We start from the raw sequence: 26,502 nt of genomic DNA, 5'->3' as shown, positions 1-26,502 counted from the left end.
TCACCCCTCGGGCTTGGGCTCCTTGTCGTAGAACCGGTTGTCGTCTTCGAAGATCTCTTTGCACTCGGGGCAGACCGGGAAGCGGCTCGGGTCGCGCGAGGGGACCCAGACCTTGCCGCACAGTGCCTTGACCGGGGTGCCGAGGACCATGGCCTCGGTGATCTTGTCGCGGTCGGCGTAGTGGGAGAACCGCTCGTGGTCGCCCTGCTCGAACGGCGTCTCGACGGGACGCTCGAGAATCGTGCCGCTGGTGTCGGGAGCCATAGGACTGGTCACCAATCAAGTCTGCCAGGTAGGTGCGGTTGCCGCACCTGGCCACCCGTACGGTGACAACGTGAACGACTTGGTATTAGCGCCGGACGTGGCGGAAGCGCTCGCCACCGGAAAGCCCGTGGTCGCGCTGGAGAGCACGATCATCGCGCACGGGCTGCCCCGCCCCGAGAACCTCAAGGTCGCCCGCGAGATCGAGACGACGGTACGGGCGGCCGGCGCGGTTCCGGCGACCATCGCCGTGCTCGGCGGCCGCGTGCACGTCGGGCTCGACGACGCCCAGCTGACCCGGCTCGCGGAGGCCGACGGGGTGGCCAAGCTGTCGGCGCGGGACCTGGCGGTGGCGGCCGCGAAGGGCATCGACGGCGCGACCACGGTCGCCGCGACCAGCGCGGTGGCGGCGGCGGCCGGCATCCGGGTGTTCGCCACCGGGGGGCTCGGCGGCGTCCACCGCGACGCGCCCTATGACGAGTCGGCCGACCTGGTGACGCTCGCGCGTACCCCCATCGCCGTGGTCTGTGCCGGGGTCAAGTCCATCCTCGACGTCGGTGCCACGCTCGAACGCCTGGAGACCCTCGGCGTCGCGGTCGCCGGCTACCGCACCCTGCGCTTCCCCGGGTTCTACCTGACCGACAGCGGCTTCCCGGTGGACTGGTCGCTGGACTCGCCCGAGGAGGCCGCCCGCGCGGTCACCGCCAGGGCCGCCCAGGGCGTGCACCGCGGCGCGCTGGTGGTGGCCAACCCGCTGCCCGCGAACGAGCAGCTAGACCCGGCCCTGCACGACCGCACGCTGGCCGAGGGCATGGCCGCGCTGGAGGAGCAGGGTGTGACCGGCAAGGCGGTCACGCCGTTCCTGCTGGGCTGGTTCCACGAGCACACCGGCGGGGCCAGCCTGGAGGTCAACGTAAAGATCATCCTGCGCAACGCCGACCTGGCCGCCCGGATCGCCGCTGCGGCCGCATGAGCAGGAGCGGCGGCGTGCCCGTCCGGGTCGCCGTGGTCGGGGACGCGGTCACCGACGTGGTCGCCGTGCTGGCCGGCCCGCCGGCAGCGGACACCGACACCGCGGCCGCGATCCGCTTCACCGGTGGCGGGCAGGCGGCCAACACCGCGGCCTGGCTGGCGGGGCACGGCGTGCCCGTCACGCTGCTCGCGTCCGTCGGCGCCGACGAGGCGGGCGCTTCGCGGCTGGCCGAGCTACGCGCGGCGGGCGTCGACTGCCCGCTCCCGCCACGCCCGGAGGCGCCGACCGGCACGGTGATCGTGCTGGCCGAAGGCGGCCGGCGAACGATGGTCACGGACCGCGGCGCCAGCCTGCTGCTCGACCCGGACGAGGTGGCTCTGGCCCTCGCTGCGGCGGGTGCGGGCCACCTGCACCTGTCGGGCTACCCGCTGCTCGACGACCGCTCCCGCCCGGCCGGGCTGCGCGCCCTCGCGGCGGCCCGCGAGCTCGGCCTGACGATCAGCGTCGACGCGGCGTCCGCGGCCCCGCTGCGGGAGGTGGGCGGTCCGGCGTTCCGCTCCTGGGTAGGCGGAGTCGACCTACTGCTGGCCAATGCGGACGAAGCCGCCGTGCTCGCCGCCGACCTCGCTGTGGACTCCGCCGATTCGGGTCGTTCGTTCCAGTCCGACGCGGGCTCCGCCGCCCGGTCGGGGCGGCCGCCGGCCGAGGTCGGAGCGCAACCGGCTCGCCAGGCGGCGGTCGAGGGCGCGCCGGCCTCCGGTCCTCGGCCAGGGTTGGCGGCGACCGGGTCCGGAGCGGTTCCGGGTCGCGCGGCGGCGGACCCCGCTCACGGGGCGATGGTGGCGGCGGCCGATGGCGCGCCGGAGTTCGGCCCTCGGTCAGGGTTCGCGGCGACCGGGGCCGGAGCGGTCTCGGCTCGCGCGGCGGCGGACCCCGCTCACGAGGCGATGGTGGCGGCGGCGGACGCCGCCCGCCAAGCGCAGGCGCTCGCGGCGGAGCTCGGCGCGGTCGTGGTGGTCAAGCTTGGTGCCGCCGGTGCGGTCTGGGCCGAGCCGGACGGCACGGTGGTCACGGCACCGGCCGTGACCGCCGTCGTGGTCGACCCGACCGGAGCCGGTGACGCGTTCGCCGCCGGCCTGCTCGCCACCCGCCTGGCGGGCGGCGACCCCGAGGCCTGTCTGAAGGCCGCAGCCGCCGCCGGTGCCCGCGCCGTGGTCGCCGTAGGCGCCCGGCCCTGAACCGCGCCTGACGGCGCCTACGCGCCGCACGCGCGCCGCACGCCTGATGGCGCCTACGCGCCGCACGCTTGACCGCGCCCTGGGCGCCGCACGGGCGCTGCACACGGTGCGCCGCACCGGCGCCGCACGCCTGACGGCGCCAAGGCGCGCCGTGGCTAGGCGCCGGCGCGGGCCAGGGCTGCGATGTCAGGGTTGTTGAGGACGTGCTTGGGTGCGCCCGACCGGGCGACCTGCAGCATGGCGAGGCCGACCTCCTCGGTGGTGACGACCTGGTTCGGCGCGAGGCGCCGGAAGATCGGGATCAGGAAACCGCCGACCGTCAGCGCGATCCGGTAGCCGCGGCTCGACGGGCGGATGCCGTGCAGCGGCTGGATGAAGCCCGGCCGGAACATGTAGCCCTTCGGGAAGCGTTCCATGAGCTCGCGCTCCGTGCGGCCCTTCACCTGCGCCCAGCGTTGCCGGGAGGTCTCCGAGGTGCCGGCGCCCGAGACGTAGACGAACGTCGGGTCGGGGGAGTGCGCGGCGAGCGCGTCCGCGACACCCATCGTCAGGTCGTGCGTGAGCCGGAAGTACGTCTCGGCGCTCATCCCCACCGACGACACACCGAGGCAGAAGAAGCAGGCGTCGATGCCGACCAGCGCCTCCGAGGCGCCGTCGAGGTCGAACAGGTCCGTCACCACGATGGAGCGCAGCTTCGGGTGTTCGGTGTTCAGCGGCGAACGGCCGAGCGAGACCACTTCGGACACGTCGGGCGCGAGCAGGCACTCGCGCAGCACCCCTTGGCCGACCATCCCGGTCGTGCCCGTGAGCAGGACGCGCATCAGGCCGCGTTGTTGCGGGGCAGGGTGGCCAGCGCGCGCCGCAGGTCGGCCAGCGACACCGTCGCCGAGTCGTCGAGGTCGGCCAGGCCGGCCTCGATCCACTGGCGCATCAGCGTGGTGACGCCGATGCCGCGCGCGTCGGCCGCGGCCCGGACCCGTTCGTAGGTGTGCAGCGGGAGCCGCACCGACCGGCTGACCATGGGCTGCTCGGTGTCGGGCACCGGCAGGTCACCCGGCGTGCCCTCGCTGATCAGGTCGGCGAAGTCGTCGCCGCCTTCGTGGAACCGCTTGATGGCCTGGTCTCTGTCCACGGCTATCGCCTCCACCCACGAAGCACCTCTTCGTAGCGTTTCACTTCGCTGTCGCTCATGTCGCGCGCCGAGAGGATGTCGAAGTCGTGGTCGCCGTGGCCCGGCTCTCCGAGCAGGACCACGAGCCGCCGGCCGCGCCGGCTGACGGCGTAGACCACGGTGAGCTCGCCGAGGTGCCGGATGACCCGCCGGGAACCGTGCAGGGCCTCCCAGACCTCGCCGGGCGTCACGTCGTAGACCGCGAGATTGCTCAACGCGTCGTCGGTGAAGCTGTACCGGCGGCCCACACCTGCAACGTACCACGCACGTAACACGGGCAGCCGCTGCGCATTCACGACGAGCTGGTGACAGGATGGAAGGGTGAAGCGTTCGGCGGATCGACCCGTACTGATCACCGACGCCGCGCGCAGCCAGGACGACCAGCTGCGTAGCAGGACCCGACGCTACGTGCTGATGATGATGGTCCGGGCCGTCTGCGTGGTGGTCTTCGCCGTGCTCATCACGACCCGGCCCCCGCTGCTCTGGCTCTGGCTCGTGCTCTGTGGCGCCGGCGCTGTCGTGATCCCGTGGTTGGCCGTCATCCTCGCCAACGACCGCCCGCCGAAAGAGAAATACCGGCACTTCCACAAGGGCGAGAAAACCCCGCAGCCGAGCCTGCCGACCCAGCCGATGCCCGAGGGTTCGGCGCCGCCGCACAAAACAATCGACGCCGAACCGTAATAAAAAGCCGGTCAGTCCAGGTAGTCGCGGAGCACCTGGGAACGCGACGGGTGGCGCAGCTTCGACATCGTCTTGGACTCGATCTGGCGGATCCGCTCGCGGGTCACGCCGTAGACCTGGCCGATCTCGTCGAGCGTGCGCGGCTGGCCGTCGGTGAGGCCGAACCGCAGCCGGACCACGCCCGCCTCGCGCTCGGACAGCGTCTGCAGCACCTGCTGGAGCTGGTCCTGGAGCAGCGAGAACGAGACCGCGTCGACGGCCACGACCGCCTCGGAGTCTTCGATGAAGTCGCCGAGCTGGCTGTCGCCCTCGTCGCCGATGGTCTGGTCGAGCGAGATCGGCTCCCGGGCGTACTGCTGGATCTCGAGGACCTTCTCCGGCGTGATGTCCATTTCCTTGGCGAGCTCTTCGGGGGTGGGCTCGCGGCCCAGGTCCTGGAGCAGCTCACGCTGGATGCGGCCGAGCTTGTTGATGACCTCGACCATGTGCACCGGGATGCGGATGGTGCGTGCCTGGTCGGCCATGGCCCGGGTGATCGCCTGGCGGATCCACCACGTCGCGTACGTGGAGAACTTGTAGCCCTTGGTGTAGTCGAACTTCTCGACCGCGCGGATCAGACCCAGGTTGCCTTCCTGGATCAGGTCGAGGAAGGCCATGCCGCGGCCGGTGTAGCGCTTGGCCAGCGAGACGACCAGTCGCAGGTTGGCCTCCAGCAGGTGGTTCTTGGCGCGCTCTCCGTCGCGGGAGATCCAGCCGAGGTCGCGGTGCATCTGGATCGCGAGCTTCTCCTCGCGCTCGTCGGCGGCCCGCAGCTGCTCGGAGGCGTAGAGGCCGGCCTCGATCCGCTTGGCCAGCTCGACCTCCTGCTCGGCGTTGAGCAGCGGGACCTTGCCGATCTGCTTGAGGTAGGCACGGACGGAGTCGGCGGAAGCGGTGAGCTCCGCGTCGCGGCGGGCCTGCTTGAGCGCCTCGGACTCTTCGTCGTCCCACTCGAAGTCGTTGTCGGTCGCGGTGGAGGCGGCATCGCTCGCGGCGGCCCGGACGAGCTCGGCCGGCTCCTCGACCACCACGTCCTCGATCTCGGCGGCCAGTGCCTCGGGATCGAGCTCTTCGCCGTCGGGGCCGTCACCGGGCTCGGCGGCGCCCTCGTCGCCCTGCTTGCCCGTGGCCTTGGTCGCCTTCGCGGCGGTCTTGGCGCGGGTCGCCTTCGCCGGGGCGGCCGGCTTGGCGGCGCCCGCCGCCACGGGCGCGCCGTTGGCCGCAGCGGCCTCGTCGGCGGCCGGAGCCTGCTTGGGGGGTGCCGCCTTCTTGGCCGCGGTGGCCTTGGCGGTGGTCGCCCGCGAAGCCGGCGTGGTCGAGCGGGCCGCGGTGACCTTGCGCCGGGTGCTCGCCGAGCCGTCGACGACCACGGTGATGCCGGCATCGACGATCGCGCGGATGATCTTCTTGGCCTGGGCCGGGGTCACATCGGCCGACTCGACCGTGCGCTGGACCTCCGCCGACGTGATGTGGCCGCCTCCGCGCTGGGCGTGGGCGATCAGAATCTCGGTGATCGAGCGTACGTCTGCGCCGGTTTGGCGTGGCTCTGTCACGAATGACCTTCCGGAGGCGATCGAGCGGGCATAGCCGGCAAAAAACCAGCGATGCGGTGGGCCAGGTTTCAAAGGTAGTGGGCCCCCGAGCCACGAACCGGCCTGCGCGGGAAGTTCGTGACAGGTGGGCAGGCGTGAATTGTAACGCCGTCTGCGGCGAAACATCGCGCGGCGCACGCCGTCTGACGGCCTGGCCGCTCGTGGCGGCTGCCGGAGGAAAGCAAACGATGGACTTTGTCAGAATCGTAACCGGAGAGAAGGGGGACCAAATGACCGACACGACGCCTGATTTCGGGGCTCAGCCGGACGAGCTTCTGGCCATCGCGGTGACCGTCGCCAGGGAGGCCGCCGACACCGCCCGGAGCATGCGAGCGGAGGGCGTCTCCGGTGTCACGACCAAGTCGACCGACACCGACGTGGTCACCGCCGCGGACCGCGCGGTGGAGCGCCAGGTGATCGCCGCGCTGGGCGCGTTGCGGCCGGGCGACACGGTCCTGGGCGAGGAGTACGGGGGCACCGAGGGCGATTCCGCGGTCCGCTGGGTCGTCGACCCCATCGACGGGACGGTCAACTACCTTTACGGTCTCCCGCAGTACGCCGTCTCGCTGGCCGCCGAGGTCGACGGGGTGGCTGTGGCCGCTGTGGTGCGCAACGCCGCGACCGGCGACGAGTGGACCGCGACGCGCGGGGGCGGCGCGTTCCACGGCAAGCGGCGCCTGAGCGGCTCGGCCCAGACCGACCTGGCACAGGCGCTGGTGGCCACGGGCTTCGGCTACGACGCGAAACGCCGGGCTCACCAGGCGGAAGTGCTGACCCGGCTGATCACCCGGGTCCGGGACATCCGCCGGTTCGGCGCGGCGTCGCTCGATCTGTGCCTGGCGGCCGACGGCGGTGTCGACGCGTACTTCGAGAAGGGGCTCAACCCCTGGGACCACGCGGCCGGCGGCCTGATCGCGGCCGAGGCGGGTCTCGTGGTGGGTGGCCTGGACGGACAACCGGCGGGCCTCGACATGCTCGTCGCGGCACCGCCGGCGCTCTTCGGCCCGCTGGCCGACCTGTTGTCCGAGTTCGACGCCGCGGGCGGTCCGTAGCGGGCCTGCGGCGACGGCCCGGTGCCCGTCAGGGCGCCGGGCAGGTCTGCGGCGGCAGTTTCGGCTCACCGAGCGAGGCGAGCTCCACAAGCGACTGGTTGACCTCGGTCGTGGTGGCGAGCTGCTTGAACTGGTCGCCGATGACGACGTCGACGATGTCGTCGGTGCGGGCCGGGTCGTACACGGGGTCGGCCTCGTCGAGGAAGTAGGCCCGGATCACGTGGGCGCTGGCGACCGCCTTCGGTCCGAAGCGGATCTGCGCCACCCCGTCGACCGCGGTCTTCGAGTTGCCCTTCTTCAGGACCTGGAACTTGCGGTTGGCGAAGTCGCTGCCGACCGACTCCGCGCGACCCACCGCGTCGGTCGCGTTGAAGACATTGATCTTGATGTCTTCGGCCTTCTTCAGTGTCAGATCGACGACCGGCCAGCCCTCTGGACACTGCGCCGCGAGGGTGCGGCCCTTCTGTGAGTCGTCGACGAGCGCGTAGACCACAAAGGCCACGGCCAGCACGGCGAGCGCGCTCACGACAACGAGCGCTCGCACTCGCGCAAAGGTCATAGTTCCGCTCCCGTGCAGGTGACGGCGGAGGTGCACGGTTGGCATGCCGTCTGGCGTGGCCTCGGTCACCCGGTCTGCGACCGAGGTTAACGGTTGTCCGCTGCGCGCGCGGAAACACCCGTGACATCCCCGGCGCGCCGAACGTGATCGACGGCGTCGGACACCTATCTTCGTGTCGCCTGAGTCACATCGGGAACAACTTCGGGCCAAAGAGCGTCTTAGTGGGCCACGAGGGCGGTATACATGCCTCCCGCAGGGGCAGGTAAGGTACCGCGCTCGCGGGCGCCCGTCGTGCCCGCGCCCGAATGTTTCGCGGCCGACCGGGAACCGAAACACCGTCGTCTGGCGTTACACCTAGGCGACTTATCGATACGGGAGAGTGAGACCGATGGCCACCGACTACGACGCCCCGCGTCGCGACGAGGTCGACCTCGGCGAGGACAGCCTGGAAGAGCTCAAGGCCCGGCGGACCGACGCACAGTCGGGCGCTGTCGACGTCGACGAGGCCGAAGTGGCCGAGAGCTTCGAGCTGCCCGGCGCCGACCTCGCCGACGAGGAGCTGACGGTCAAGGTGCTGCCGATGCAGCAGGACGAGTTCCGCTGTGCGCGCTGTTTCCTTGTCCACCACCGCAGCCAGCTCGCGTTCGAGCGCAATGGCGATCTGATCTGCCGGGAATGTGCCTGACCGGCGATCGATGAACCCAGGGCGGCGGCCCGACCGGGTCGCCGCCGCCGACTTCGACCTGCGGGCGTGGCCATGACCTGCTTGACTCGTGAGTGACGAAGACGAGTTGGAGGGGCACAGATGAGCCACGCCGACCGGTCCGCGGGCGAGTCGGACTCCGCGGCCCCGCCGGAGTCCGTCCCCGAGACCGACGCACCCATCGCGAAACCCAGCAACTCCGAGCTCGGCGACACCGTCGCCAAGCTCACCGCCGAAGACCTCGAGCCGGGCCAGCGGAACCGCCTGCTGGGCCGGCTGGTGGCCCAGGTCCGCGCCCGCGGCGTCGGAGACCTGTTCAAGCCCCGCGCGGCCGTGAAGTGGATCGCCGACGCGGTCGGCGACATCGCCCCCTACGTGCCCGTGCGTGACCTCGAGACCCTGCGCCGGCACCACCCAGGCCTCGACGGCGACCGGCTCGCCGAACGGTTGGTGCGCAACGCCAGCCGGGCCTCGGCCGGGGTCGGTGCGGCCGGCGGTGGCGTCGCGGCGATCGAATGGGCCGCCACACCCACCCTGCTGTCGGCCCCGGTGCTCCTGGCCGCCGAGACCGTCACCGTCGTGGCCATCGAGATCAAGCTGATCGGCGAGCTTCACGAGGTGTACGGCCAGCCGGTGCCCGGCACCGGCGCGCAGCGCGCGATCCCGCTCGTGATGGCCTGGTCGCAGCAGCGCGGCGTCAACCCGATGGTGCCGGGCGTCGGCATCGGCGCGGTGCTCGGCACCGCCGCCCGCAAGGAGATGCGCGACCGGCTGCTGCGCCGGCTCGGCCGCAACCTGACCACCCTCGGCCCGTTCCTGACCGGCGCCGCCGTGGCCAGCTATCTCAACCGGCGCGCCACGAAGGCGATCGGCGACCAGGTGATCGACGACCTGAAGAAGCGTCAGCGCAAGGTCATCGAGGGCGAGGCGCGCTGATCGGCGCGTGGGTGGCGATGGCCGCGGCCAGCTTCACCGGGTCGCGGGAGCTGACCAACCAGTAGGGCGTCGGGTCCGCCGGGTCGTCGATGACCACCTGCACCGCGCCGGAGATCCACGGCCGCTGCACCACGAAGGCCAGGTCGTGGCTGCCGACGCCGAGCAGCTCGCGCTTGCCGGCCGCGTCCAACGGCACCGCGTCGGTGACGAACGAGAGCGGGATGTGCGCGTCGTCGACGGTCAGCTCGCCGCCCGCGACCGCGACCCGGATCCGGCCGGCCCGCCACAGCCCCGCCAGGGTCAGCGGGATCAACACCACGAACGGGAGCCACGCGCGCACGCCGCCGGCGCCCATCCACACCTCGAGGGCCAGCAGCGTCGCGACGGCGAGCCCGCACAGCCACAGCCACCAGGGGAGCCGTAACCGCTCGGCGTAGTCATCGGTAGCCACGATGTCCGAGGGTACGGCGCGCCGTACCCTCGGCAACCGGCAGGATAGGAGGGGCCGCTTCCCGCGGACCCAGACAGAAAGCTGACACCGTGACCGACGCCGTCGTCCGGGTGGCCGTGCGCCAGCTCGACCCGGACCTCCCGCTTCCGTCGTACGCCCATCCTGGTGACGCGGGTGCCGACCTGTCGGCGGCCGCCGACGTGGAGATCCCACCCGGTGGCCGGGCGCTGGTGCCGACCGGCGTCGCGATCGCGCTGCCCGCGGGCTTCGTCGGCCTGGTGCACCCACGCTCGGGCCTGGCCACCCGGATGGGCGTGACCGTGCTCAACGCGCCCGGCACGGTCGACGCCGGATACCGCGGCGAGATCCTGGTGAACCTGGTGAACCACGACCCCGCGGCACCCGCGAAGATCTCCCGCGGCGACCGGATCGCTCAGCTTGTCGTGCAACGCGTCGAGCGGGCAGACTTCCACGTCGTCGAGGAACTTCCCGGATCCGTGCGCGGATCGGGTGGCCACGGCTCCACCGGCGGCGTGGCGGCATCTTCGGCAGGAACGTTGGAAGGACGGGCGGACTGATGTTCTCGCGAGGCGGATCCGGGCGGCACGCCCGCGACGACGGAGATGGCCGCACCGACCGCCGGGGCGGTGGCGAGAGCAGCCGGTCCGAGCGGCCGGCCCGGGGCAGTGCGCGGGTGCCCCAACCCGACGAGCGGCGCTACGGGCCGTACGACGTGTCGGAGGCACCGTCCGGAGTGGAGCGGCTCGACCTGGGCAGCCTCCAGATCCCGGCGATCCCCGAGGTCGAGATCCGGGTGCAGGCCAACCCCGAAGGCAACGTGCAGCAGGTCGTGCTGGTCAACGGGGAGAACGCCCTCCAGATCGGGGTGTTCGCCGCCCCCCGCACCGAGGGCATCTGGGACGAGGTCCGCGACGAGATCCGCAAGTCGCTGTTCAGCGAGGGTGTCGCGGCGGAGGAGACGCAGGGCGAGTACGGCGTGGAGCTGCGCGCCCGGGTGCGCACCGCGGACGGGCTGACCGACCTGCGCTTCCTCGGCATCGACGGGCCACGCTGGATGGTCCGCGGCGTGTTCCAGGGCCCGGCGGCCACCGACCCGTCGCGGGCCGGCGTGCTGGTCCAGTGCCTGCACGGCCTGGTGGTCGACCGCGGCCAGGAGGCCAAGCCGGTGCGCGAGCCGCTGCCGCTGCGGCTGCCCAAGGACGCCACCGAGCAGGTGCACCAGCAGCAGGCCGAGCCCGAGCCCCCGGCGCCCCCGGCTCCGCCGACCAACGGGGCCGGCCCCGGCCCCGCGCCGCGCCGCCGCCCGTCACCGCGGCCTCGCTGAGCGCATCGACGCACCTCCCCACGCCGGCCCGGCCGGCGTGGGGAGGTGCGTGACCGCCGTCACGCGTACGCTGAAAGGGGCGTGCGCCCGGCCGGGGCGTCGAGAGAGTGGAAGCCGCAGGTCATGGCAATCGACCAGAGCCGCACGTCGTTGCGGCGCTTCCTAGCCAGGTTGACGGCTGACGAGGAGACGCTGGAGGCCGAGAGCCTGCAGCGCGAGAGCGCCAAGTCGGGCTGCATGCCGGCGGGGCTGTGCATGCGGGGGCAGGTCGTGGCGCTCACCGGGCGCCTCAAGACCGTCGTCTACACCCCGCGCACCAACCTCCCCACGCTGGAGGCCGACCTCTACGACGGCAGCGACGTGGTGACGCTGGTGTGGCTGGGTCGTCGGCACATCGCCGGGATCGAGCCCGGGCGACAACTCACCGCGCGTGGTCGCGTCGCGGTGCGGGATGACCGTAAAGTCATCTACAACCCGCACTACGAGCTGGAAGCCACCAGATGACCTCTTCTCCGCGTGCCGCCGACGAGTCCACCCGCGACCCCGACGGCGAGGAGCCTCTGCCCCCGTTCGGTGAGATGGTGTCGCAGCAGCTCGGCGGCTGGCGGGGGCTGGTCGAGTCCAGCATCCCGGTCATCGTCTTCGTCGTCGTCAACATCGTCTGGGAGCTCAACCCCGCGCTGATCGCCTCGGTCGGCGTCGCCCTGGTGATCGGCGGCATCCGGTTGGCCCAGCGCCGCCCGATCCGGCACGCCGTCAACGGCCTGTTCGGCATCGGCCTCGGCGCGCTGATCGCCTGGCGCACCGGCGAGGCCCGCGACTTCTACCTGCCGGGCATCATCCAGAGCTACGTCTTCGCCGCCGCGCTGCTGATCTCCGCGGCGGTCCGGCAGCCGCTGGTCGGCTGGGGCTGGTCGGTCATCATGGCCGGCGGCAAGTCGGACTGGCGTGAGGACCGCCGGCTGATGCGCACGTTCATCTGGCTCACCGTCGTCTGGGCCGTGGTCTGGATCCTCAAGGTGAGCGCGCAGGCCTGGCTCTGGTGGGACAAGCAGGACGACCTGCTTGGCATCGCCCGGCTGGTGCTGGGCACGCCGCCCTACGTGCTGCTGGCGCTGTTCACGGTCGCGGTGGTCCGCCGGGTCACCCGCGACCGGCCGCCCGCGGTCGAGAGCGCCTGAACACCAGCCACGCGGCCGCACAGCAGGCGGCCGACAGCGCGAAGGCCCAGCCCGGGCCCGCCGCGCCCATCACCGCGACGCCGAGCGTGGCACCCACCTGGCGGACCGCGTTCAGCAGCCCTCCGACGGAGCCCGGCGCGCCCGCGCTCACCAGGGCGGCGACCAGCGCCGGCAGAACGAGCGAGACGCCGACACCGGTCGACAGCAGGCCGGGCACGAGCCACGGGTAGCCGCCGCCGACGAGGACCGCGCCGGCCAGTGCCGTGCCACCGGCCGTCAGCAGCGTGAGCCCGGCCAGGATCGGCGCGCGCGGCCCGATCCGAGCCACGATCCGGCCGGTCGTCGGCGGGTTGGTGACGAACGGGACGGTGAGCGGCAGCAGCGCGGCGCCGATCGCCAGCGGTCCCAGGTGCCACTGCCGCTGGAGGAGCAGCGGCAGCACGAACAGGCCGCCCGTGAGCGCGAAGGTGACCGCCGCGGCGGACAGCAGGCCGGCCCGCACGGCGGGGGAGCGCAGCAAGGTCCGGTCGAGCACCGGTGCCGGGCTGCGCCGCTCGAGACCACGGAACAGCAGCGTGACGCCGGCCAGCGCTGCGGCCGAACAGCCGGCATGGCTCCAGGACCGGCCGCCGGCGGCGATCACGGCGTCGGTCGCCAGCGCGAGCCCGGCCGCGGCGGTGAGCTGCGCCGGCCAGTCGATGCGACGGTCGCCGCGCGGGCCGGACGGCGCACCCCGGGTCAGCGCCAGCACCGCCAGGCCGATCGGCACGTTGACCAGGAACACCGCCCGCCAGCCGGCGGCCGCCACCAGCGCGCCGCCGACGACCGGGCCGAACGCCACGGCCGCGCCGCTGATCGCGGCCCAGGCCGAGATCGCCCGGGTGCGCGCCGCGGGTGACGGGTAGCGCAGGGCGATCAGCGCGAGCGAGGCGGGCACGCACGCGGCCGCCGCGACGCCGGCGACCACCCGCAGCGCGACCAGCGCCGGCAGCCCCGGTGCGGCGGCGCTCAGCGCAGAGGCCAGCGTGAAGCCGGCGATGCCGACGCGGAACAGGCGGTCGGCGCCGTAGCGGTCGGCGGCGGCACCCGCCGACAGGAGCAGCGCGGCGAACGCCACGGTGTAGCCGGTGGTGGTCCATTGCAGGCCGGCCAGCGAGGCGCCGAGGGAGGCGGACAGGTCCGGCTCGGCGACCGCGAGCACGGTCAGGTCCAGCAGCACCATGAAGTAGCCCAGCGAGACGCCGGTCAGCAGGGGAGGAAGCACGGCCGCAACGGTGCGCTGCGGCCGGCTCCGGCTCCACCGCGTGCGCCGTACGCCGCGTTCGGAATTTCCGCATGCCACGCCGGCTTGCTCCCGGCGTGGAGCTCACTCACCTGCGGACCTTCGAAGCCGTCGTGCGGCACCGGACGGTCACCGAGGCCGCCGCCGCGGTCGGCCTGGCCCCTTCGTCGGTCTCGCAGCAGATCCGGACGCTGGAGGGCGACCTCGGCGTCGTGCTGTTCGAGCGCGGCCCCCGGGGAATGACGCTGACTCCGGCCGGCCGGCGGCTGCGGGGCTGGGCGCGATCACTGCTCGACCAGGCCGAGCAGGCCAGGCTCGACGTGCGCGGGGAGCGGCAGCGCGTGCGGCTCGGCGCACTGGAGACGCTCGCCGGCTCGCACCTGCCGCGGGTGGTCTGCCGGCTCGCGGAACGCCGGCCGGACCTGGAGGTCGAGCCGCACACCGACGGCAACCGCGGCGGGCTCCTCGCCGACGTTGTCGACCAGCGCCTCGACGCCGCGCTCCTGCTGGACGTGGGCGGCGGGCTCGGCGGGCTCGGCTTCCCGGCGCCGGCCGAGTCGCTCAGCTTCGTCGACCTCGAGGCGGTCCCGCTCGACCTGGTCGCCGCACCCGACCACCCGCTCGCCGACCGCGGCGGGCTGGCGCCGGCCGACCTGGCTGCCGAGCGGCTGCTGGTCAACGTGCCGGAGTGCTCGTTCGCCATGGCCGCCGACCGCGTCCTGGGCTCCGGACCCGAGCGGTTCCGGGTCGGTGGCGTGCCCGTCATGCGGGCCTGGGCCGAGCAGGGCCTCGGCATCGCGCTGCTGCCGAGGTTCGCGGTCGACGAGAGCCTGGGCGCCGGCCGGTTGGTGCGGCTCGACCTGTCGGTGCCGGACCTGAGCCTGCGCCTGGTCTGGCGGGCCGACCGGGAACGGCTGCCCGGCCTGCGCGACGTCCTCTACGCGGCGGCTAGCTGAGCGCGCGGCGCCCGGCCGCTTCCGGGCCGAGGATGACTCCGCGCACCGCGTCCTCCACCTCGGCCGTGCAGACGAAGATGAGCTCGTCGCCGGCCTCCAGCGGGTCGTCCGGGGTGGGCACGAGCACCCGGCGGCCGCGCAGGATGGCGACCAGCGCCGAGTCGCGGGGGAGTGGCACGTTGCGCACCGGCAGGCCGACGTAGGGCGCGGTCGGCGGCAGCGTGATCTCGACCAGGTTGGCCTCGCCCTGCCGGAAGGTCATCAGCCGGACCAGGTCGCCGACCGTGACCGCCTCCTCGACCAGCGCGGCCATCAGCCGCGGCTTGCTGACCGAGACGTCGACGCCCCACTGCTCGGTGAAGAGCCACTCGTTCTCGGCGCGGTTCACCCGGGCGACCACGCGCGGCACCGCGAACTCGGTCTTGGCCAGGAGCGAGACGACCAGGTTGACCTTGTCGTCGCCGGTGGCGGCGACCACCACGTCGCAGCTCGCGACGTTGGACTCCTCGAGGCTGGCGAGCTCACAGGCGTCGGCCAGGATCCACTCGGCGGCCGGCACGCGCTCCGGGCGCAGCATCTTCGGCGAGCGCTCGATGAGCATCACCTCGTGGCCGTTGCCGACGAGCTCCGCGGCGATCGAGCGGCCCACGTTGCCCGCTCCGGCGATGGCGACCCGCATGGTCAGTGCCCCCCTTCCGGCGCGGCGCCGGCGACCTCGGTCACCGACGTGGCGATGTCGTCGGTGACCAGCATGAACAGCTGGTCACCCTCCTGGATCACGGTCGAGGCAGTGGGCAGCGTGCCGATGCCGAACCGCATCAGGTAGCCGGTGCGGGCGCCGACCGCGTCCTCCAGGGAGCGCAGCAGGCGGCCGATCCAGTCCTTGTGCACCGGCACCTCGATGATCGAGACGGTGCTGGTGGGGTCACGGAAGATCTCGACGTGCCCCTCGGGGATCAGGTGCCGGATCATCCGGTCGGCGGTCCAGCGCACCGTGGCCACCGTCGGGATGCCCAGGCGCTCGTACACCTCGGCCCGCTTCTGGTCGTAGATCCGGGCCGCGACCCGGGACACGCCGAACGTCTCGCGGGCCAGCCGGGCCGAGATGATGTTGGAGTTGTCACCGCTGGAGACGGCGGCGAAGGCGTCGGCGCGTTCGATGCCGGCCTCCCGCAGGACATCGCGGTCGAAACCGACACCGGCGACGATCACGCCGCCGAACTCCGGGCCGAGCCGGCGGAACGCGTCCGGGTTCTGGTCGATGACGGCCACCGAGTGGCCACGGTCTTCGAGAGTGTGCGCGAGCGTCGAGCCGACGCGACCACATCCCATGATCACGACGTGCACCGGTCACACCCCTTCCACGGCGGATTTACGGCCGATTGACCGTACCCCTTGAGCGCGGATCCGCGGCGCCTGCCTACCGGACGACGCCGCTGATCAGCCCGCCGTACCCTTACCCGTTGTGGCCCGCCCCGCCTCGGTGATGAAGCGACTGCTGCTCGGTCGACCGTTCAGGTCCGACCGGCTGCAGCACACGCTGCTGCCCAAGCGGATCGCGCTGCCGGTCTTCGCCTCCGACGCGCTCTCCAGCGTCGCGTACGCGCCCGACGAGATCCTGCTGACGCTGTCGATCGCCGGCGCCTCCGCCTACGTGTTCTCGCCCTGGGTGGCACTCGCGGTGGTCGTGGTGATGCTCACCGTGGTGGCGAGCTACCGGCAGAACGTCCACGCGTACCCGTCCGGCGGCGGCGACTACGAGGTGGCAACCGTCAACCTCGGTCCCAAGTTCGGCATCGGCGTGGCCAGCGCGCTGCTGGTCGACTACGTGCTGACGGTCGCCGTCTCGGTCTCCTCCGGTGTGGCCAACCTCGGCTCCGTGGTGCCGTGGGTCGCCACGCACAAGATCCCCGTCGCGGTCGGCGCCGTGGTCCTGCTGACCGCGATGAACCTGCGTGGCCTGCGGGAGTCCGGCACCGCGTTCGCCATCCCGACGTACGGCTTCATGATCGTCATCATCGGCATGCTGTTGACCGGCTTCTTCCGGATCTTCGTGCTCGGTGAGGACCTCCGGGCGCCCAGCGCCGACCTGCACATCGCGGCCGAGCATTCGGTGACCGGCTTCGCGATGGTGTTTCTCTTACTGAGAACGTTCTCGTCCGGTGCCGCGGCCCTGACCGGCGTCGAGGCGATCTCCAACGGCGTCCCCGCCTTCAAGCCGCCGAAGAGCCGCAACGCGGCCACCACGCTGCTGCTGCTCGGCGTGGTGTCGGTGGGCATGCTGGTCGGCATCGTCACCATGTCGCGGCTGACCCACCTCCAGTTCATGGAGGACCCGGGCCGGCAGATCATCGGCGGCGCCGGCGACTACGTGCAGAAGACCGTCACCACCCAGCTCGGCGAGACGGTGTTCGGCAACGGCTCGATCCTGCTGTACGTGGTGGCCGGCGCGACCGCGCTGATCCTGTTCCTGGCCGCCAACACGGCGTTCAACGGCTTCCCGGTGCTCGGCTCGATCCTGGCCCAGGACCGCTACCTGCCCCGCCAGCTGCACACGCGCGGCGACCGGCTGGCCTTCTCCAACGGCATCCTGTTCCTCGCCGTCTGCGCCATCGTGCTGATCATGGCCTTCCAGGCCGAGGTCACCCGGCTGATCCAGCTCTACATCGTCGGCGTCTTCGTCTCGTTCACGCTTTCGCAGGCCGGCATGATCCGGCACTGGAACCGGCTGCTGCCCCGCGAGCGCGACCCCGAGGCCCGCCGGCGCATGCAGCGCGCCCGGGCGATCAACACCTTCGGCGCGTTCCTCACCGGCACGGTGCTGGTCATCGTGCTGATCACCAAGTTCCTGCTCGGCGCGTGGATCGCGATCGCGGCGATGCTGGTGATCTACGTCGTGATGCTGGCCATCCGCCGCCACTACGACCGCGTCTCGCGCGAGCTGGCCCCCGATGAGGGCCGGCCGATCCTGCCGGCCCGCAACCACGCCGTGGTGCTGGTCTCCAAGGTGCACATGCCGACCCTCCGGGCGGTGGCGTACGCGCAGGCCACCCGCCCCGACACGATCACCGCGGTGACCGTCAACGTCGACGACAAGGACACCCGCGTCGTCCAGGCGGAGTGGGAGCGCCGCCAGGTGCCGGTGCCGCTGACCGTCATCGACTCGCCGTACCGCGAGATCACCCGGCCGATCATCGACTTCGTCAAGCGGGTCCGCACCGACTCCCCGCGCGACGTGGTCACCGTCTTCATCCCCGAGTACGTCGTCGGCCGCTGGTGGGAGAACTTCCTGCACAACCAGAGCGCGCTGCGGCTCAAGGGCCGGCTGCTGTTCGAGCCCGGCGTGATGGTGACCAGCGTGCCGTGGCAGCTCGCGTCGAGCCAGAGCCGCGACCTCGACCGGCTGGACGCGACGCTGATCCGGGGTCCGGCGCGCGGCCCGCGCACCCGCGGATCGGTCAAGCTCGACGCCTCGCGCCTGCCCGGCCCGAACGGCCCGGCCGCGCCCAGCTCGCCGGGACCCGACGACGGCGAGGTGCCGGCGCAGACCGGGCCGGGTGACCGTCCGTGAGCGAGGATGGCGTCACCGAGGAGGAGCTGGTCACCCTCACCGTCGGGCCGCCGGCACACGGCGGGCACTGCGTCGCCCGCCTGGACGGCCAGGTGGTGTTCGTCCGGCACGCGCTGCCCGGCGAGCGGGTCACCGCCCTGGTCACCGAGGTGCACAGTGGATACCTGCGGGCCGACGCCGTCGAGATCCTCGAGCCGTCGCCAGACCGCGTCGCGCCGCCGTGCCCGTACGCCGGACCGGGTCGTTGCGGCGGTTGTGACCTCCAGCACGCGTCAGCGAAGGCGCAGCTCGACTGGAAGACCGCGGTGCTCCGTGAGCAGCTCGTCCGGCTCGGCAAGCTGACCGAGGACGAGGTCGACACGCTCGGCGTCACGGTGGCGGCGCTGCCCGGCGGCCTCACCGACTGGCGCACGCGGGTCCGCTACGCGGTCGACGCCACGGGCCGGCCCGGGCTGCTCAAGCACCGGTCGCACGAGGTCGTGCCGATCGACCGCTGCCTGATCGCCCACCCCGCCGTGCGGGCGCTGCCGGTGCTCGACCGCACGTGGCCGACGGCCGACGCGGTGGAGGCGGTGGCGACCTCGACCGGCGACGCCACGGCCTGGGAGCTTCCGGGTGAGGACCGGCCGATCGTGCGGGAGCGCGCCGGTGGTCGCACGTGGACGATCGACGCCGAGACGTTCTGGCAGGTGCACCCGGCCGCGCCGGAGACGCTGGTCGGCGCCGCGCTGGAGCTGGTCGACCCGCGCCCGGGCGAGCGCGCCTGGGACCTCTACGGCGGTGCCGGACTGTTCGCGGCCGCTCTCGCCGAACGCGTGGGGCCGGGCGGCCGGGTGACGCTGGTCGAGTCCGCGCCCGACGGCGTCGCGGCGGCCCGCGACAACCTCGCTGACCTGCCATGGGTCGAGGTGGTGGCGGCCCGGGTGGAGACCGCGTTGAGTCGGCGCCGGGTGGCCGGGCCGGTCGACGTGGTCGTGCTCGACCCGCCGCGCACGGGCGCCGGTGCCAAGGTCGTGGAGGCGCTGACGCGGTCGGGTGCGCGCGCGGTCGGTTATGTGGCGTGCGATCCGGCGGCATTCGCGCGGGACGCGCGCACCTTCCGGGAGCACCGTTGGCGCCTGGCGGAACTGCGCGGCTACGACTGTTTTCCGATGACGCACCATCTCGAGTGCGTCGGGCTGTTCACGCCGGAATTGTGAACCCGACTTGTTTTCGGAATTAGTTTTCGAGAATTGACGGCCGAACGGGGGTCACCGTTGGGCCGCGGCCATCGGGCGAGCGGATGTGGCCACCGGACTGCCCTCCGTGTCGCGCTCGGCCGCGCGCGACGCGGCGCGCCGGTCGCGGAGCCGGATCCAGCCGATGACGAGCAGGATCAGGGGAAGTAGCGGTAAGGCGATGATCGCCACGACGATCAGAGCGATCACCTGGCCCGCCGCGTACCTCCCGGAAACGCGCGATGAACCAGCCATGTCACATACCTTTTTGGGGAGGGAAGAATCGCTGTCGCCATCGTACGACTTCCGCCCCATTCGTGACGCGGAGCCGAGGACCTCGCGGGACCTTTCTCCGAATAACTTTCGAGGCATTGATCATGGCCTTATCGTGCGGTGATGAAGATCGCCGGCGGGTGAAGTCGGCCGGTTTCGAGACCCGCCGGAGCGCGAAAGTGTCCCGGTCCCGTCAGCAAGACGTGCCTGATCGGCCTGGCAGCTCACCCGAACGGGCGGGCATCCCGTGCACGGGAGTGCCATGGGCGGCTGACAGCCGATCGGCGATCACCGAGCGCGCGTGCCGGGTCGCGCACCGTCCACATGGTGGAGAACGCGGCTACCGACGGTGATCGCGCGGTGCGTGGCACGCGCCGCGGAAAGGGAGATTCGGTGAAGACGATCTCGGATCGGGGTGCGGCAGGTGTGTACCCCGATACACTTGCCGGTCATGAGCGTTGAAGAGGGTCGGGCCAGTCTGTTGTCCGCGATCCGCGGCCCGCAGGACCTCAAACGGCTCTCTGTCGAGGAGCTTGTCCTGCTCTCCGCGGAGATCCGTGACTTCCTCGTCGCGAAGGTCTCCCGCACCGGCGGGCACCTCGGTCCCAACCTCGGCGTCGTCGAGCTGACGCTGGCGATGCACCGGGTGTTCGACTCGCCGCGGGACAGGTTCCTGTTCGACACGGGCCACCAGTCCTACGTTCACAAAATCGTTACCGGCCGCCAGGCCGGCTTCGACCAGCTCCGCCAGCGCGGTGGGCTCTCCGGTTACCCCAGCCGGGCGGAGAGCGAGCACGACATGATCGAGAACTCGCACGCGTCGACCGCGCTGAGCTACGCCGACGGCGTCGCCAAGGCGTTCGCGCTCCGCGGCGAGGACCGCGCCGTGGTCGCCGTGGTCGGCGACGGCGCGCTGACCGGCGGCATGTGCTGGGAGGCGCTCAACAACATCGCGACCGCCCGCAACCCGCTGGTCATCGTGGTCAACGACAACCAGCGGTCCTACGCGCCGACGATCGGCGGCCTGGCGGACCACCTGTCGTCGCTGCGGCTCAACCCGGGCTACGAGCGGGTGCTCGACCTCGTCAAGGAGTCGCTGGGCTCGACGCCGCTGGTCGGCAAGCCGCTCTACGAGGTTTTGCACGCGGTGAAGAAGGGCATCAAGGATGCCGTGGCGCCGCAGGCCATGTTCGAGGATCTCGGCATCAAATACGTCGGGCCGGTCGACGGCCACGACATCGCCGCCGTGGAGTCCGCGCTTCGGCGGGCGAAGGGCTTCCGTGGCCCCGTCATCGTGCACGCGGTGACTCGCAAGGGCTATGGCTACCGCCCCGCCGAGGAAGACGACGCCGACAACCTGCACGGCCCGAGCAGCGCGTTCGACGTCGAGACCGGCAAGCTGCTGGCCGCGCCGAGCGTCAAGTGGACCCACGTGTTCGCCGACGAGCTCGTCGCGATCGCCGACGAGCGCCCCGACGTCGTCGGCATCACCGCCGCGATGGCCGAGCCGACGGGCATCTCCGCGCTCGCGCGCAAGCACCCCGAGCGCGTCTACGACGTCGGCATCGCCGAGCAGCACGCCGCGACCTCGGCGGCCGGCCTGGCGATGGGCGGCCTGCACCCGGTGGTGGCGGTCTACGCGACGTTCCTCAACCGCGCGTTCGACCAGGTGCTGCTCGACGTCGCGATGCACAAGCTGCCGGTGACGTTCGTGCTCGACCGCGCCGGCATCACCGGCCCCGACGGCCCGAGCCACTACGGCATCTGGGACATGTCGGTCTTCGGTGTCGTGCCCGGGCTGCGCATGGCCGCGCCCCGCGACGCCGCCACGCTGCGCGAAGAGCTGCGCGAGGCGATGGCCGTCGACGACGGCCCGACCATCCTGCGCTTCCCGACCGGCTCCGTCGCCGCCGACCTGCCGGCCGTCCGCAAGGTCGGCCCGGTCGACGTGCTCACCGAGCACCGCCAGAAGGACGTTCTGCTGGTCGCGGTCGGCGCGTTCGGCCACCTCGGCGTCGAGGTCGCGACCCGCCTCGCGGAGCAGGGCTACGGCGTCACCGTGGTCGACCCGCGCTGGGTCCGCCCGGTGGCCGACGAGCTCGTCACGCTGGCCGCCGCGCACCGCCTCGTCGTGACCGTCGAAGACGGCGTGCGCACCGGCGGTGTCGGCGACGCCATCGCCAAGGCCATGCGCGACGCCGACGTGCGCGTCCCGCTGCGGGACCTCGGCGTGCCCGTCGCGTGGCACCCCCACGGCAACCGCGCGCAGATCCTGGGCGACATCGGCCTGACCGCGCAGGACGTGGCCCGCGAGGTCACCGGCTGGATGTCCCGGCTCGACGACACCACACCGGCCGAGCAGCTGCGCGCCACCACACCGGCGCCGCGCGACAACGTCGGTCCGGGTCGCTAGGCAACAACGCCGATGTCCGAGCGGCCGGGCGAGTGGGTGGTGATCGACCTCGGCACCGCCCACGGCTCGGTCGCCGACGACCAGGCACCCACGTCGCGGCAGCTCCGGCGCTCCAGGCGCTGGCGGCTCGCCGCGGCGGCCGCCGGGCTCCTGCTGGTCTGCGGCGGCGCCGCCACCGCGAGCCCGCCGTTCCGGCCCACCGCGGCCGTGCCGGTCGAGCCCGGTTCGAGCGTCTCGGTGGCCGGTGACCTGCTGGTGGTCGCCGACCCGGCACCCCAGTCGGTCTCGTCCGGAGCTGGCGCCGGCGGTGCCGCGACCGACCCGGGCCTCGCCGAGCTGCGCGGATACGACCTGCCGGCCGGCACCGAACGCTGGCGGCTGCGGCTGCCGGCGGCGATGTCCCAGTCCGCCACCCGGGTCGGCGACCTGGTGCTGCTGGCCTCCCGTGACTCGATCCGCCGGCAGACCGGCACCACCGCCGTCGACGCCGGCACGGGCGCGGTGCGCTGGAGCCGGGCAGACGCCGTCCTGACGGCACCGGGCGTCACCGCCGGCCTCGCGGTCGACGAGGTGCGCAGCGCGAGCGGCGCCGGGCGGCGGGTGTCCGGCCGGATCGACGCGGTCGACCTGGCCACCGGGCGCTCGCTGTGGCACCAGCGGGTGCCCTCGACCGCCGTGGCGCACGTGCTGGCCGGCGACCCGCCACTGGCGGTGCTGCTGCTGGACTCCGGCCGCATCGAGGTGCGCGACCTGGTCACCGGTGCGTTGCGCGGGGCCGGCTCGCTGCCGCCGGCCGACTACGCACCCGACAACCCGCGGCTGACCGGGCACGGTTTCGTGCTCCGCCACCCGGACGCCCGGCCGGGCCACCGTTCCGCCCTCAGCGCCTACGACCTCGACGACGTCGGCCTGCGCTGGAGCCGTCCCGACCGGGCGCAGGACGTCCAGTGGGCCGAGTGCGCCGGCGACCTCTGCGCGCGTACCCGTGACGGGATCTGGACCCTCGACCTCGACAAGGGCGGCCAGCTCTTCGCGGCCGGCGACGGGTTGCCGTGGCTGCCCGTCCGGGGCAGCGCCGACGAGCTCGTCTACCGGCTGTTGCCCGACGAGCGGGTCGCGGTGGCCGACAGCGGCACCAGCACGACGCCGCGGCCGATCGGCACCCTGCCGGTCGGCAGCCGGGACTGCCGGGTCGGCGAGACGGCTCTGGTCTGCCGGGGCGGCGACGGCCGCCACCTCGCGATCTTCACCCTCCCACGGACGTAGGCAGCGATGCCGGGCGGGACGATCGAGCTCGGTCCGGTCACCGTGCCCCAGCCCGATGCCGTCGAGCGGGACCTGCCGCGCCGGCCGCCGCTGCGGACCTTCGTCGCCGTGCTGGCCGTCGCGCTGGTCGCGCTCGGCGGCTCGCTGGTGCCACAGCCGCCGCTGACCGCGACGGCCACCCGGTTCGGCGGGGCCGGATCCTCGTTCGCGGTCGCCGGCGACCGGCTCTACGTGGTCCGCCGGGTCAGCGAGGTGGCGCGCACGCTGACCGCGATGCGGCTGCCCGGCGGCGAGGAGCTCTGGACCACGGCGTACGCGCCGACCGGCGAACGGATCATCCGCATCGACCTCGCGGGTCCGGTGGTGCTGGTCTCCGGCGGCGAGACGACCGGGCGGATCCGGCGCACGGACGCGTACGACGTCGCCACCGGCCGGAAACTGTGGTGGGTGCCGGCGGAGCTCGTGGTCGACGCCGACGCCAACACCGGCTACGCGAGCGATGCCGACCCACCCCGGCTGCGCGCGCTCGACCTGGCGACCGGGCGCGAGCTCTGGTCGGCGGAGCCCCAGGACCGGTTCACCTTCACGGCGATCGGCGGCGCGTCGCCGGTGACCGGCCGGGTCCCGCCGCGGGTGGCACCGGAGTCCGAGTCCAACGCCGTCAGCGGCGCCGGGACGGCGACGGTGGCCACCGGCACGTCCGGGTCCGGTGCGGGGCTGCCCGGGCGGCTCGCGATATTCGTCCGGTCCGGCCGGATCGAGCTGCGCGACGCCCGCGCCGGCACCGTGCTGCGCCAGGCCGCGCCGCTCGGCGACGAGGTGCTGCCGCTGTCCGGGCTGAGCATCGGCGCCACGCTGGTCCTCTGGTACGCCGACCACGGCGGCACCGGCATCGTCGGCCTCGACCCCGACACCCTCGACGTGCGCTGGCGGATGCCGTACGACGTCGACGGCGGCGGCATCAGCCGGTGCCTCGCGCTGGTCTGCGTGAGCAGCCAGGGCGACGTGCTGGCCCTCGACCCGACCAACGGCCGGCTGCGCTGGCGGGTGCCCGACGCCAGCTACGTGGTCGAGGCGCGCGGGCAGCTGATCGCCCTCGGCTCGGTGCCGGGCGGGCTCGGCCCGATCCGCACGGTCGACCCGGACACCGGCGCCGAGCTCGCCGACCTGCACGGCTGGCGCACCGGCGGCCGGGGCGACCCGGTGGTCACCCGCATCCCGCTCGGCGCCCCGCGCACCGTGCTCGGCCTGGTCGGCCCGCCGACCGGCACGCTGCGTCCCCTCGGCACCGCGGCCGAGGTCCTGCTCACCTGCCAGTCGAGCCCCACCGCCATCGTCTGCCGCACGGCGAACGGCACACTGCGGATCTGGGCCCTTCGCCGCGGGCGCTAGTTTTGCTCACACGGGCTTGACGTGGGGTGAGGGAGGCTAATCCGGTGCGGGTGCTGGTGGTCGAAGACGAGCGCAACCTGGCCGACGCGATCGCGCGTGGGCTGCGCCGGCACGGGCTGGCCGTGGACGTGGCCTACGACGGCACGTCCGGGCACGAGATGGCCTTCGTGACCCGCTACGACGTGGTGGTGCTCGACCGTGACCTGCCCGGCGTGCACGGCGACCAGATCTGCGCCGACCTGGTCTCATGGGGCGCCCTGACCCGGGTGCTGATGCTGACCGCGAGCGGCACGGTCGCCGACCGGGTCGACGGCCTCCAGCTCGGCGCCGACGACTACCTGCCCAAGCCCTTCGCCTTCGACGAGCTGGTGGCCCGGGTGCGGGCGCTCGGCCGCCGGGCCACCCCGCCCGCACCGCCGGTGCTCGCGTTCGCCGACCTGGTGCTCGACCCGGCCCGCCGGGTGGCCACCCGGGCCGGTGCGCCGGTCGACCTGACCCGCAAGGAGTTCGGCGTGCTGGAGGAGCTGCTCAAGGCCCGCGGCGCGGTGGTGTCCAGCGAAGAGCTGCTGGAGCGGGTCTGGGACGCGAACACCGACCCGTTCACCACGACGGTGCGGGTCACGGTGATGACGCTGCGCAAGAAGCTGGGCGAGCCGCCGCTGATCGAGACGGTGGTCGGCGCCGGCTACCGGATGCCGGGGGAGCTGGTCACATGACGGTTTATGCGGCTGCCCGCCAACGGGCGCCACGGCCGACCCTGCGACTGCGGCTCACCCTGCTCAACGGCGTGGTGGTGGTGGCCACCGGGCTCGTGCTGATCCTGCTGGCCTGGCTGCTGGTGGGCGAGGCGATCCACCCGGCCGACCAGCTCCAGCCGGGAGCGTTCGTCGACCTCGCCGACGGCCGCCGGCTCGACGCCGCCGCGTGGCAGGCCCAGGTGGTCGACTCCGCGTCGCGCGAGCTGCTGGTCAAGGGCCTGCTGGCCCTGCTGGTGACGAGCCTGGTCGGGGTCGCGGCGGCGTACGCCGTGGCCGGCCGGGCACTGCGCCCCCTGCATCAGGTGACGGCGACCGCCCGCCGGCTCGGAGAGCAGACCCTCGACCAGCGGATCCGCTACACCGGCGCCGACGACGAGATCGCCGAGCTGGCCCGCACCTTCGACGCGATGCTCGACCGGATCGGCTCGGCGTTCGAGGCCCAGAAACGCTTCGTCGCCAACGCCTCGCACGAGCTGCGCACGCCGTTGGCCGTGATGCGCACCGAGATCGACGTGACGCTGGCCGACCCCGAGGCCGACGACGAGGAGTTCCGCCGCATGGCCACCGTGGTCCGCGACGCCTCGGAGCGGGCCAACGGGCTGGTCGACGCCCTGCTCGTGCTGGCCCGCAGCGAGTCCCAGCGGGGCCGCCGGCTGGGCCGCAAGGTGCCCGCCGACCTGGCCGACGGGCTGCGCTCGGCGATGTCGGCGATCCGCGGCGAGGTCGACCGGTTGGGCCTGTCGGTCACCACCGACCTGGCGCCGGCCCCGGTGGTGGGCGACCCGGGCCTGCTCGAACGGCTGGCCGGCAACCTGGTCGAGAACGCGGTCCGCTACAACCACCTGCACGGCCGGCTGTGGGCGCGCACCGGCACCGACGGCGACCAGGTGTTCCTGGTGGTCGGCAACACCGGCTTCGAGGTCGACGCGACCGACGTGCCAGGCCTGTTCGAGCCGTTCCGGCGCGGCGGCCGGGAGCGCACCGGCGCCCGCGGCTCGGGCCTGGGGCTGTCGATCGTGCGCGCGGTGTGCGACGCGCACGGCGGCAGCGTGACCGCCGAGCCGCAGGAGGACGGCGGCCTCGAGGTGCGGGTGACGCTGCCGGCCGCGAGCATCACTCCGGTCGCCGCGGGCACGGCGACGGTCGCCGAGCCGAAACCGCGTTGATCACCGCCGGATCCGCTGGCATGGTG

29 protein-coding genes are annotated in these 26,502 nt (G+C 72.9%); 18 read left to right on the top strand and 11 right to left on the bottom strand.

Annotated features, from left to right (window positions below; all coding sequences use genetic code 11):
• On the bottom strand, positions 1 to 276 hold the full coding sequence (locus tag AB0J88_RS19100; protein ID WP_364342543.1) for a DUF3039 domain-containing protein: 276 nt from the start codon (positions 274 to 276) through the stop codon (positions 1 to 3).
• Positions 277 to 334: 58 nt separating this feature from the next.
• Here AB0J88_RS19100 and AB0J88_RS19095 point away from each other — a divergent pair, with 58 nt between their 5' ends.
• Both AB0J88_RS19095 and AB0J88_RS19090 read left to right on the top strand, forming a co-directional pair.
• Positions 335 to 1,234, top strand: a complete 900-nt coding sequence (locus AB0J88_RS19095; protein ID WP_364342546.1) for a pseudouridine-5'-phosphate glycosidase — start codon at positions 335 to 337, stop codon at positions 1,232 to 1,234.
• 14 nt (positions 1,235 to 1,248) lie between these two features.
• Complete coding sequence (locus AB0J88_RS19090; protein WP_364342549.1) at positions 1,249 to 2,472, top strand: carbohydrate kinase family protein; 1,224 nt, start codon at positions 1,249 to 1,251, stop codon at positions 2,470 to 2,472.
• 155 nt (positions 2,473 to 2,627) lie between these two features.
• Here the strand turns inward: AB0J88_RS19090 and AB0J88_RS19085 are convergent, their stop codons facing one another.
• Genes AB0J88_RS19085 through AB0J88_RS19075 form a run of 3 tightly spaced genes read right to left on the bottom strand, consistent with a single transcriptional unit; the run spans position 2,628 to position 3,891 of the window.
• Positions 2,628 to 3,293 carry an NAD-dependent epimerase/dehydratase family protein gene (locus AB0J88_RS19085; protein WP_364342552.1) on the bottom strand — a complete coding sequence of 222 codons (666 nt, stop codon included), beginning with the start codon at positions 3,291 to 3,293 and terminating at the stop codon, positions 2,628 to 2,630.
• The gene (locus AB0J88_RS19080; protein ID WP_364342555.1) at positions 3,293 to 3,604 is read right to left on the bottom strand and encodes a hypothetical protein; all 312 of its coding nucleotides are present in this window, start codon (positions 3,602 to 3,604) and stop codon (positions 3,293 to 3,295) included. Before AB0J88_RS19080 ends, AB0J88_RS19085 begins: the two co-directional genes overlap by 1 nt.
• A 2-nt stretch (positions 3,605 to 3,606) precedes the next feature.
• Complete coding sequence (locus AB0J88_RS19075; protein WP_364342557.1) at positions 3,607 to 3,891, bottom strand: hypothetical protein; 285 nt, start codon at positions 3,889 to 3,891, stop codon at positions 3,607 to 3,609.
• 73 nt (positions 3,892 to 3,964) lie between these two features.
• On the opposite strand from AB0J88_RS19075, the gene AB0J88_RS19070 reads away from it, so the two are divergent.
• Complete coding sequence (locus tag AB0J88_RS19070; RefSeq protein ID WP_364342560.1) at positions 3,965 to 4,324, top strand: DUF3099 domain-containing protein; 360 nt, start codon at positions 3,965 to 3,967, stop codon at positions 4,322 to 4,324.
• 11 nt (positions 4,325 to 4,335) lie between these two features.
• Here the strand turns inward: AB0J88_RS19070 and AB0J88_RS19065 are convergent, their stop codons facing one another.
• Positions 4,336 to 5,916 carry an RNA polymerase sigma factor gene (locus AB0J88_RS19065; protein ID WP_364342563.1) on the bottom strand — a complete coding sequence of 527 codons (1,581 nt, stop codon included), beginning with the start codon at positions 5,914 to 5,916 and terminating at the stop codon, positions 4,336 to 4,338.
• A gap of 269 nt (positions 5,917 to 6,185) precedes the next feature.
• Between AB0J88_RS19065 and AB0J88_RS19060 the strand changes: the two genes are divergently transcribed.
• Positions 6,186 to 7,007 carry an inositol monophosphatase family protein gene (locus AB0J88_RS19060; protein WP_364342566.1) on the top strand — a complete coding sequence of 274 codons (822 nt, stop codon included), beginning with the start codon at positions 6,186 to 6,188 and terminating at the stop codon, positions 7,005 to 7,007.
• A 28-nt stretch (positions 7,008 to 7,035) separates the two neighbouring features.
• Here AB0J88_RS19060 and AB0J88_RS19055 read toward each other — a convergent pair whose 3' ends face one another.
• Entirely contained in the window at positions 7,036 to 7,551 is a 516-nt protein-coding gene (locus tag AB0J88_RS19055) for a LytR C-terminal domain-containing protein (protein WP_364342569.1), read from the bottom strand.
• Between the two features lie 403 nt (positions 7,552 to 7,954).
• Between AB0J88_RS19055 and AB0J88_RS19050 the strand changes: the two genes are divergently transcribed.
• Positions 7,955 to 8,251, top strand: coding sequence for a DUF4193 domain-containing protein (locus AB0J88_RS19050; protein ID WP_089248459.1), 297 nt, complete (start codon positions 7,955 to 7,957; stop codon positions 8,249 to 8,251).
• 120 nt (positions 8,252 to 8,371) lie between these two features.
• Entirely contained in the window at positions 8,372 to 9,205 is an 834-nt protein-coding gene (locus AB0J88_RS19045) for a hypothetical protein (protein ID WP_364342572.1), read from the top strand.
• On the opposite strand, the gene AB0J88_RS19040 is transcribed toward AB0J88_RS19045, so the two are convergent.
• Positions 9,183 to 9,656 carry a DUF3093 domain-containing protein gene (locus AB0J88_RS19040; protein ID WP_364342575.1) on the bottom strand — a complete coding sequence of 158 codons (474 nt, stop codon included), beginning with the start codon at positions 9,654 to 9,656 and terminating at the stop codon, positions 9,183 to 9,185. The genes AB0J88_RS19045 and AB0J88_RS19040 overlap by 23 nt on opposite strands.
• Before the next feature lie 89 nt (positions 9,657 to 9,745).
• Here AB0J88_RS19040 and dut point away from each other — a divergent pair, with 89 nt between their 5' ends.
• The 4 genes from dut to AB0J88_RS19020 all read left to right on the top strand — a co-directional run bounded on the left by dut (position 9,746) and on the right by AB0J88_RS19020 (position 12,182).
• Positions 9,746 to 10,234, top strand: coding sequence for a dUTP diphosphatase (gene dut / locus AB0J88_RS19035; protein WP_364342577.1), 489 nt, complete (start codon positions 9,746 to 9,748; stop codon positions 10,232 to 10,234).
• The gene (locus AB0J88_RS19030; protein ID WP_364344522.1) at positions 10,231 to 11,001 is read left to right on the top strand and encodes a DUF3710 domain-containing protein; all 771 of its coding nucleotides are present in this window, start codon (positions 10,231 to 10,233) and stop codon (positions 10,999 to 11,001) included. Before dut ends, AB0J88_RS19030 begins: the two co-directional genes overlap by 4 nt.
• 123 nt (positions 11,002 to 11,124) lie before the next feature.
• A complete protein-coding gene (locus tag AB0J88_RS19025) occupies positions 11,125 to 11,505 on the top strand; it encodes an OB-fold nucleic acid binding domain-containing protein (RefSeq protein WP_364342580.1) in 381 nt (126 codons plus the stop codon).
• A complete protein-coding gene (locus AB0J88_RS19020) occupies positions 11,502 to 12,182 on the top strand; it encodes a DUF3159 domain-containing protein (RefSeq protein ID WP_364342583.1) in 681 nt (226 codons plus the stop codon). Before AB0J88_RS19025 ends, AB0J88_RS19020 begins: the two co-directional genes overlap by 4 nt.
• Here AB0J88_RS19020 and AB0J88_RS19015 read toward each other — a convergent pair.
• A complete protein-coding gene (locus AB0J88_RS19015; RefSeq protein WP_364342586.1) occupies positions 12,145 to 13,446 on the bottom strand; it encodes an MFS transporter in 1,302 nt (433 codons plus the stop codon). The two genes, AB0J88_RS19020 and AB0J88_RS19015, sit on opposite strands and share 38 nt — an antisense overlap.
• A 95-nt stretch (positions 13,447 to 13,541) precedes the next feature.
• On the opposite strand from AB0J88_RS19015, the gene AB0J88_RS19010 reads away from it, so the two are divergent.
• The gene (locus tag AB0J88_RS19010; RefSeq protein WP_364342589.1) at positions 13,542 to 14,420 is read left to right on the top strand and encodes a LysR family transcriptional regulator; all 879 of its coding nucleotides are present in this window, start codon (positions 13,542 to 13,544) and stop codon (positions 14,418 to 14,420) included.
• On the opposite strand, the gene AB0J88_RS19005 is transcribed toward AB0J88_RS19010, so the two are convergent.
• Together AB0J88_RS19005 and AB0J88_RS19000 are read right to left on the bottom strand one after the other, a co-directional pair.
• A complete protein-coding gene (locus tag AB0J88_RS19005) occupies positions 14,413 to 15,105 on the bottom strand; it encodes a TrkA family potassium uptake protein (RefSeq protein WP_364344525.1) in 693 nt (230 codons plus the stop codon). The two genes, AB0J88_RS19010 and AB0J88_RS19005, sit on opposite strands and share 8 nt — an antisense overlap.
• Positions 15,102 to 15,767: a TrkA family potassium uptake protein gene (locus AB0J88_RS19000; protein ID WP_364342592.1), complete on the bottom strand. Its 666-nt coding sequence runs from the start codon at positions 15,765 to 15,767 to the stop codon at positions 15,102 to 15,104. Before AB0J88_RS19000 ends, AB0J88_RS19005 begins: the two co-directional genes overlap by 4 nt.
• A 118-nt stretch (positions 15,768 to 15,885) precedes the next feature.
• On the opposite strand from AB0J88_RS19000, the gene AB0J88_RS18995 reads away from it, so the two are divergent.
• Both AB0J88_RS18995 and AB0J88_RS18990 read left to right on the top strand, forming a co-directional pair.
• A complete protein-coding gene (locus AB0J88_RS18995) occupies positions 15,886 to 17,991 on the top strand; it encodes an APC family permease (protein WP_364342595.1) in 2,106 nt (701 codons plus the stop codon).
• Positions 17,988 to 19,190 carry a TRAM domain-containing protein gene (locus AB0J88_RS18990; RefSeq protein WP_364342598.1) on the top strand — a complete coding sequence of 401 codons (1,203 nt, stop codon included), beginning with the start codon at positions 17,988 to 17,990 and terminating at the stop codon, positions 19,188 to 19,190. Before AB0J88_RS18995 ends, AB0J88_RS18990 begins: the two co-directional genes overlap by 4 nt.
• 51 nt (positions 19,191 to 19,241) lie before the next feature.
• On the opposite strand, the gene AB0J88_RS18985 is transcribed toward AB0J88_RS18990, so the two are convergent.
• Positions 19,242 to 19,463: a hypothetical protein gene (locus AB0J88_RS18985; protein ID WP_364342601.1), complete on the bottom strand. Its 222-nt coding sequence runs from the start codon at positions 19,461 to 19,463 to the stop codon at positions 19,242 to 19,244.
• 469 nt (positions 19,464 to 19,932) lie between these two features.
• Between AB0J88_RS18985 and dxs the strand changes: the two genes are divergently transcribed.
• From dxs to AB0J88_RS18960, 5 genes are read left to right on the top strand one after another with little or no spacing between them, the layout of a single operon-like run.
• Positions 19,933 to 21,894, top strand: coding sequence for a 1-deoxy-D-xylulose-5-phosphate synthase (gene dxs / locus AB0J88_RS18980; RefSeq protein WP_364342604.1), 1,962 nt, complete (start codon positions 19,933 to 19,935; stop codon positions 21,892 to 21,894).
• Between the two features lie 12 nt (positions 21,895 to 21,906).
• Positions 21,907 to 23,160 carry a PQQ-binding-like beta-propeller repeat protein gene (locus tag AB0J88_RS18975; RefSeq protein WP_364342607.1) on the top strand — a complete coding sequence of 418 codons (1,254 nt, stop codon included), beginning with the start codon at positions 21,907 to 21,909 and terminating at the stop codon, positions 23,158 to 23,160.
• 6 nt (positions 23,161 to 23,166) lie between these two features.
• Entirely contained in the window at positions 23,167 to 24,552 is a 1,386-nt protein-coding gene (locus tag AB0J88_RS18970; protein WP_364342610.1) for a PQQ-binding-like beta-propeller repeat protein, read from the top strand.
• A 44-nt stretch (positions 24,553 to 24,596) separates the two neighbouring features.
• The gene (locus AB0J88_RS18965; RefSeq protein WP_364342613.1) at positions 24,597 to 25,268 is read left to right on the top strand and encodes a response regulator transcription factor; all 672 of its coding nucleotides are present in this window, start codon (positions 24,597 to 24,599) and stop codon (positions 25,266 to 25,268) included.
• Positions 25,265 to 26,476: a HAMP domain-containing sensor histidine kinase gene (locus AB0J88_RS18960; protein ID WP_364342615.1), complete on the top strand. Its 1,212-nt coding sequence runs from the start codon at positions 25,265 to 25,267 to the stop codon at positions 26,474 to 26,476. Before AB0J88_RS18965 ends, AB0J88_RS18960 begins: the two co-directional genes overlap by 4 nt.
• Positions 26,477 to 26,502 lie beyond the last annotated feature (26 nt).

It is taken from the genome of Asanoa sp. NPDC049475, assembly GCF_040676915.1.
GTDB lineage: Bacteria > Actinomycetota > Actinomycetes > Mycobacteriales > Micromonosporaceae > Asanoa.
This window is presented reverse-complemented; position numbering and strand designations above follow the sequence as displayed.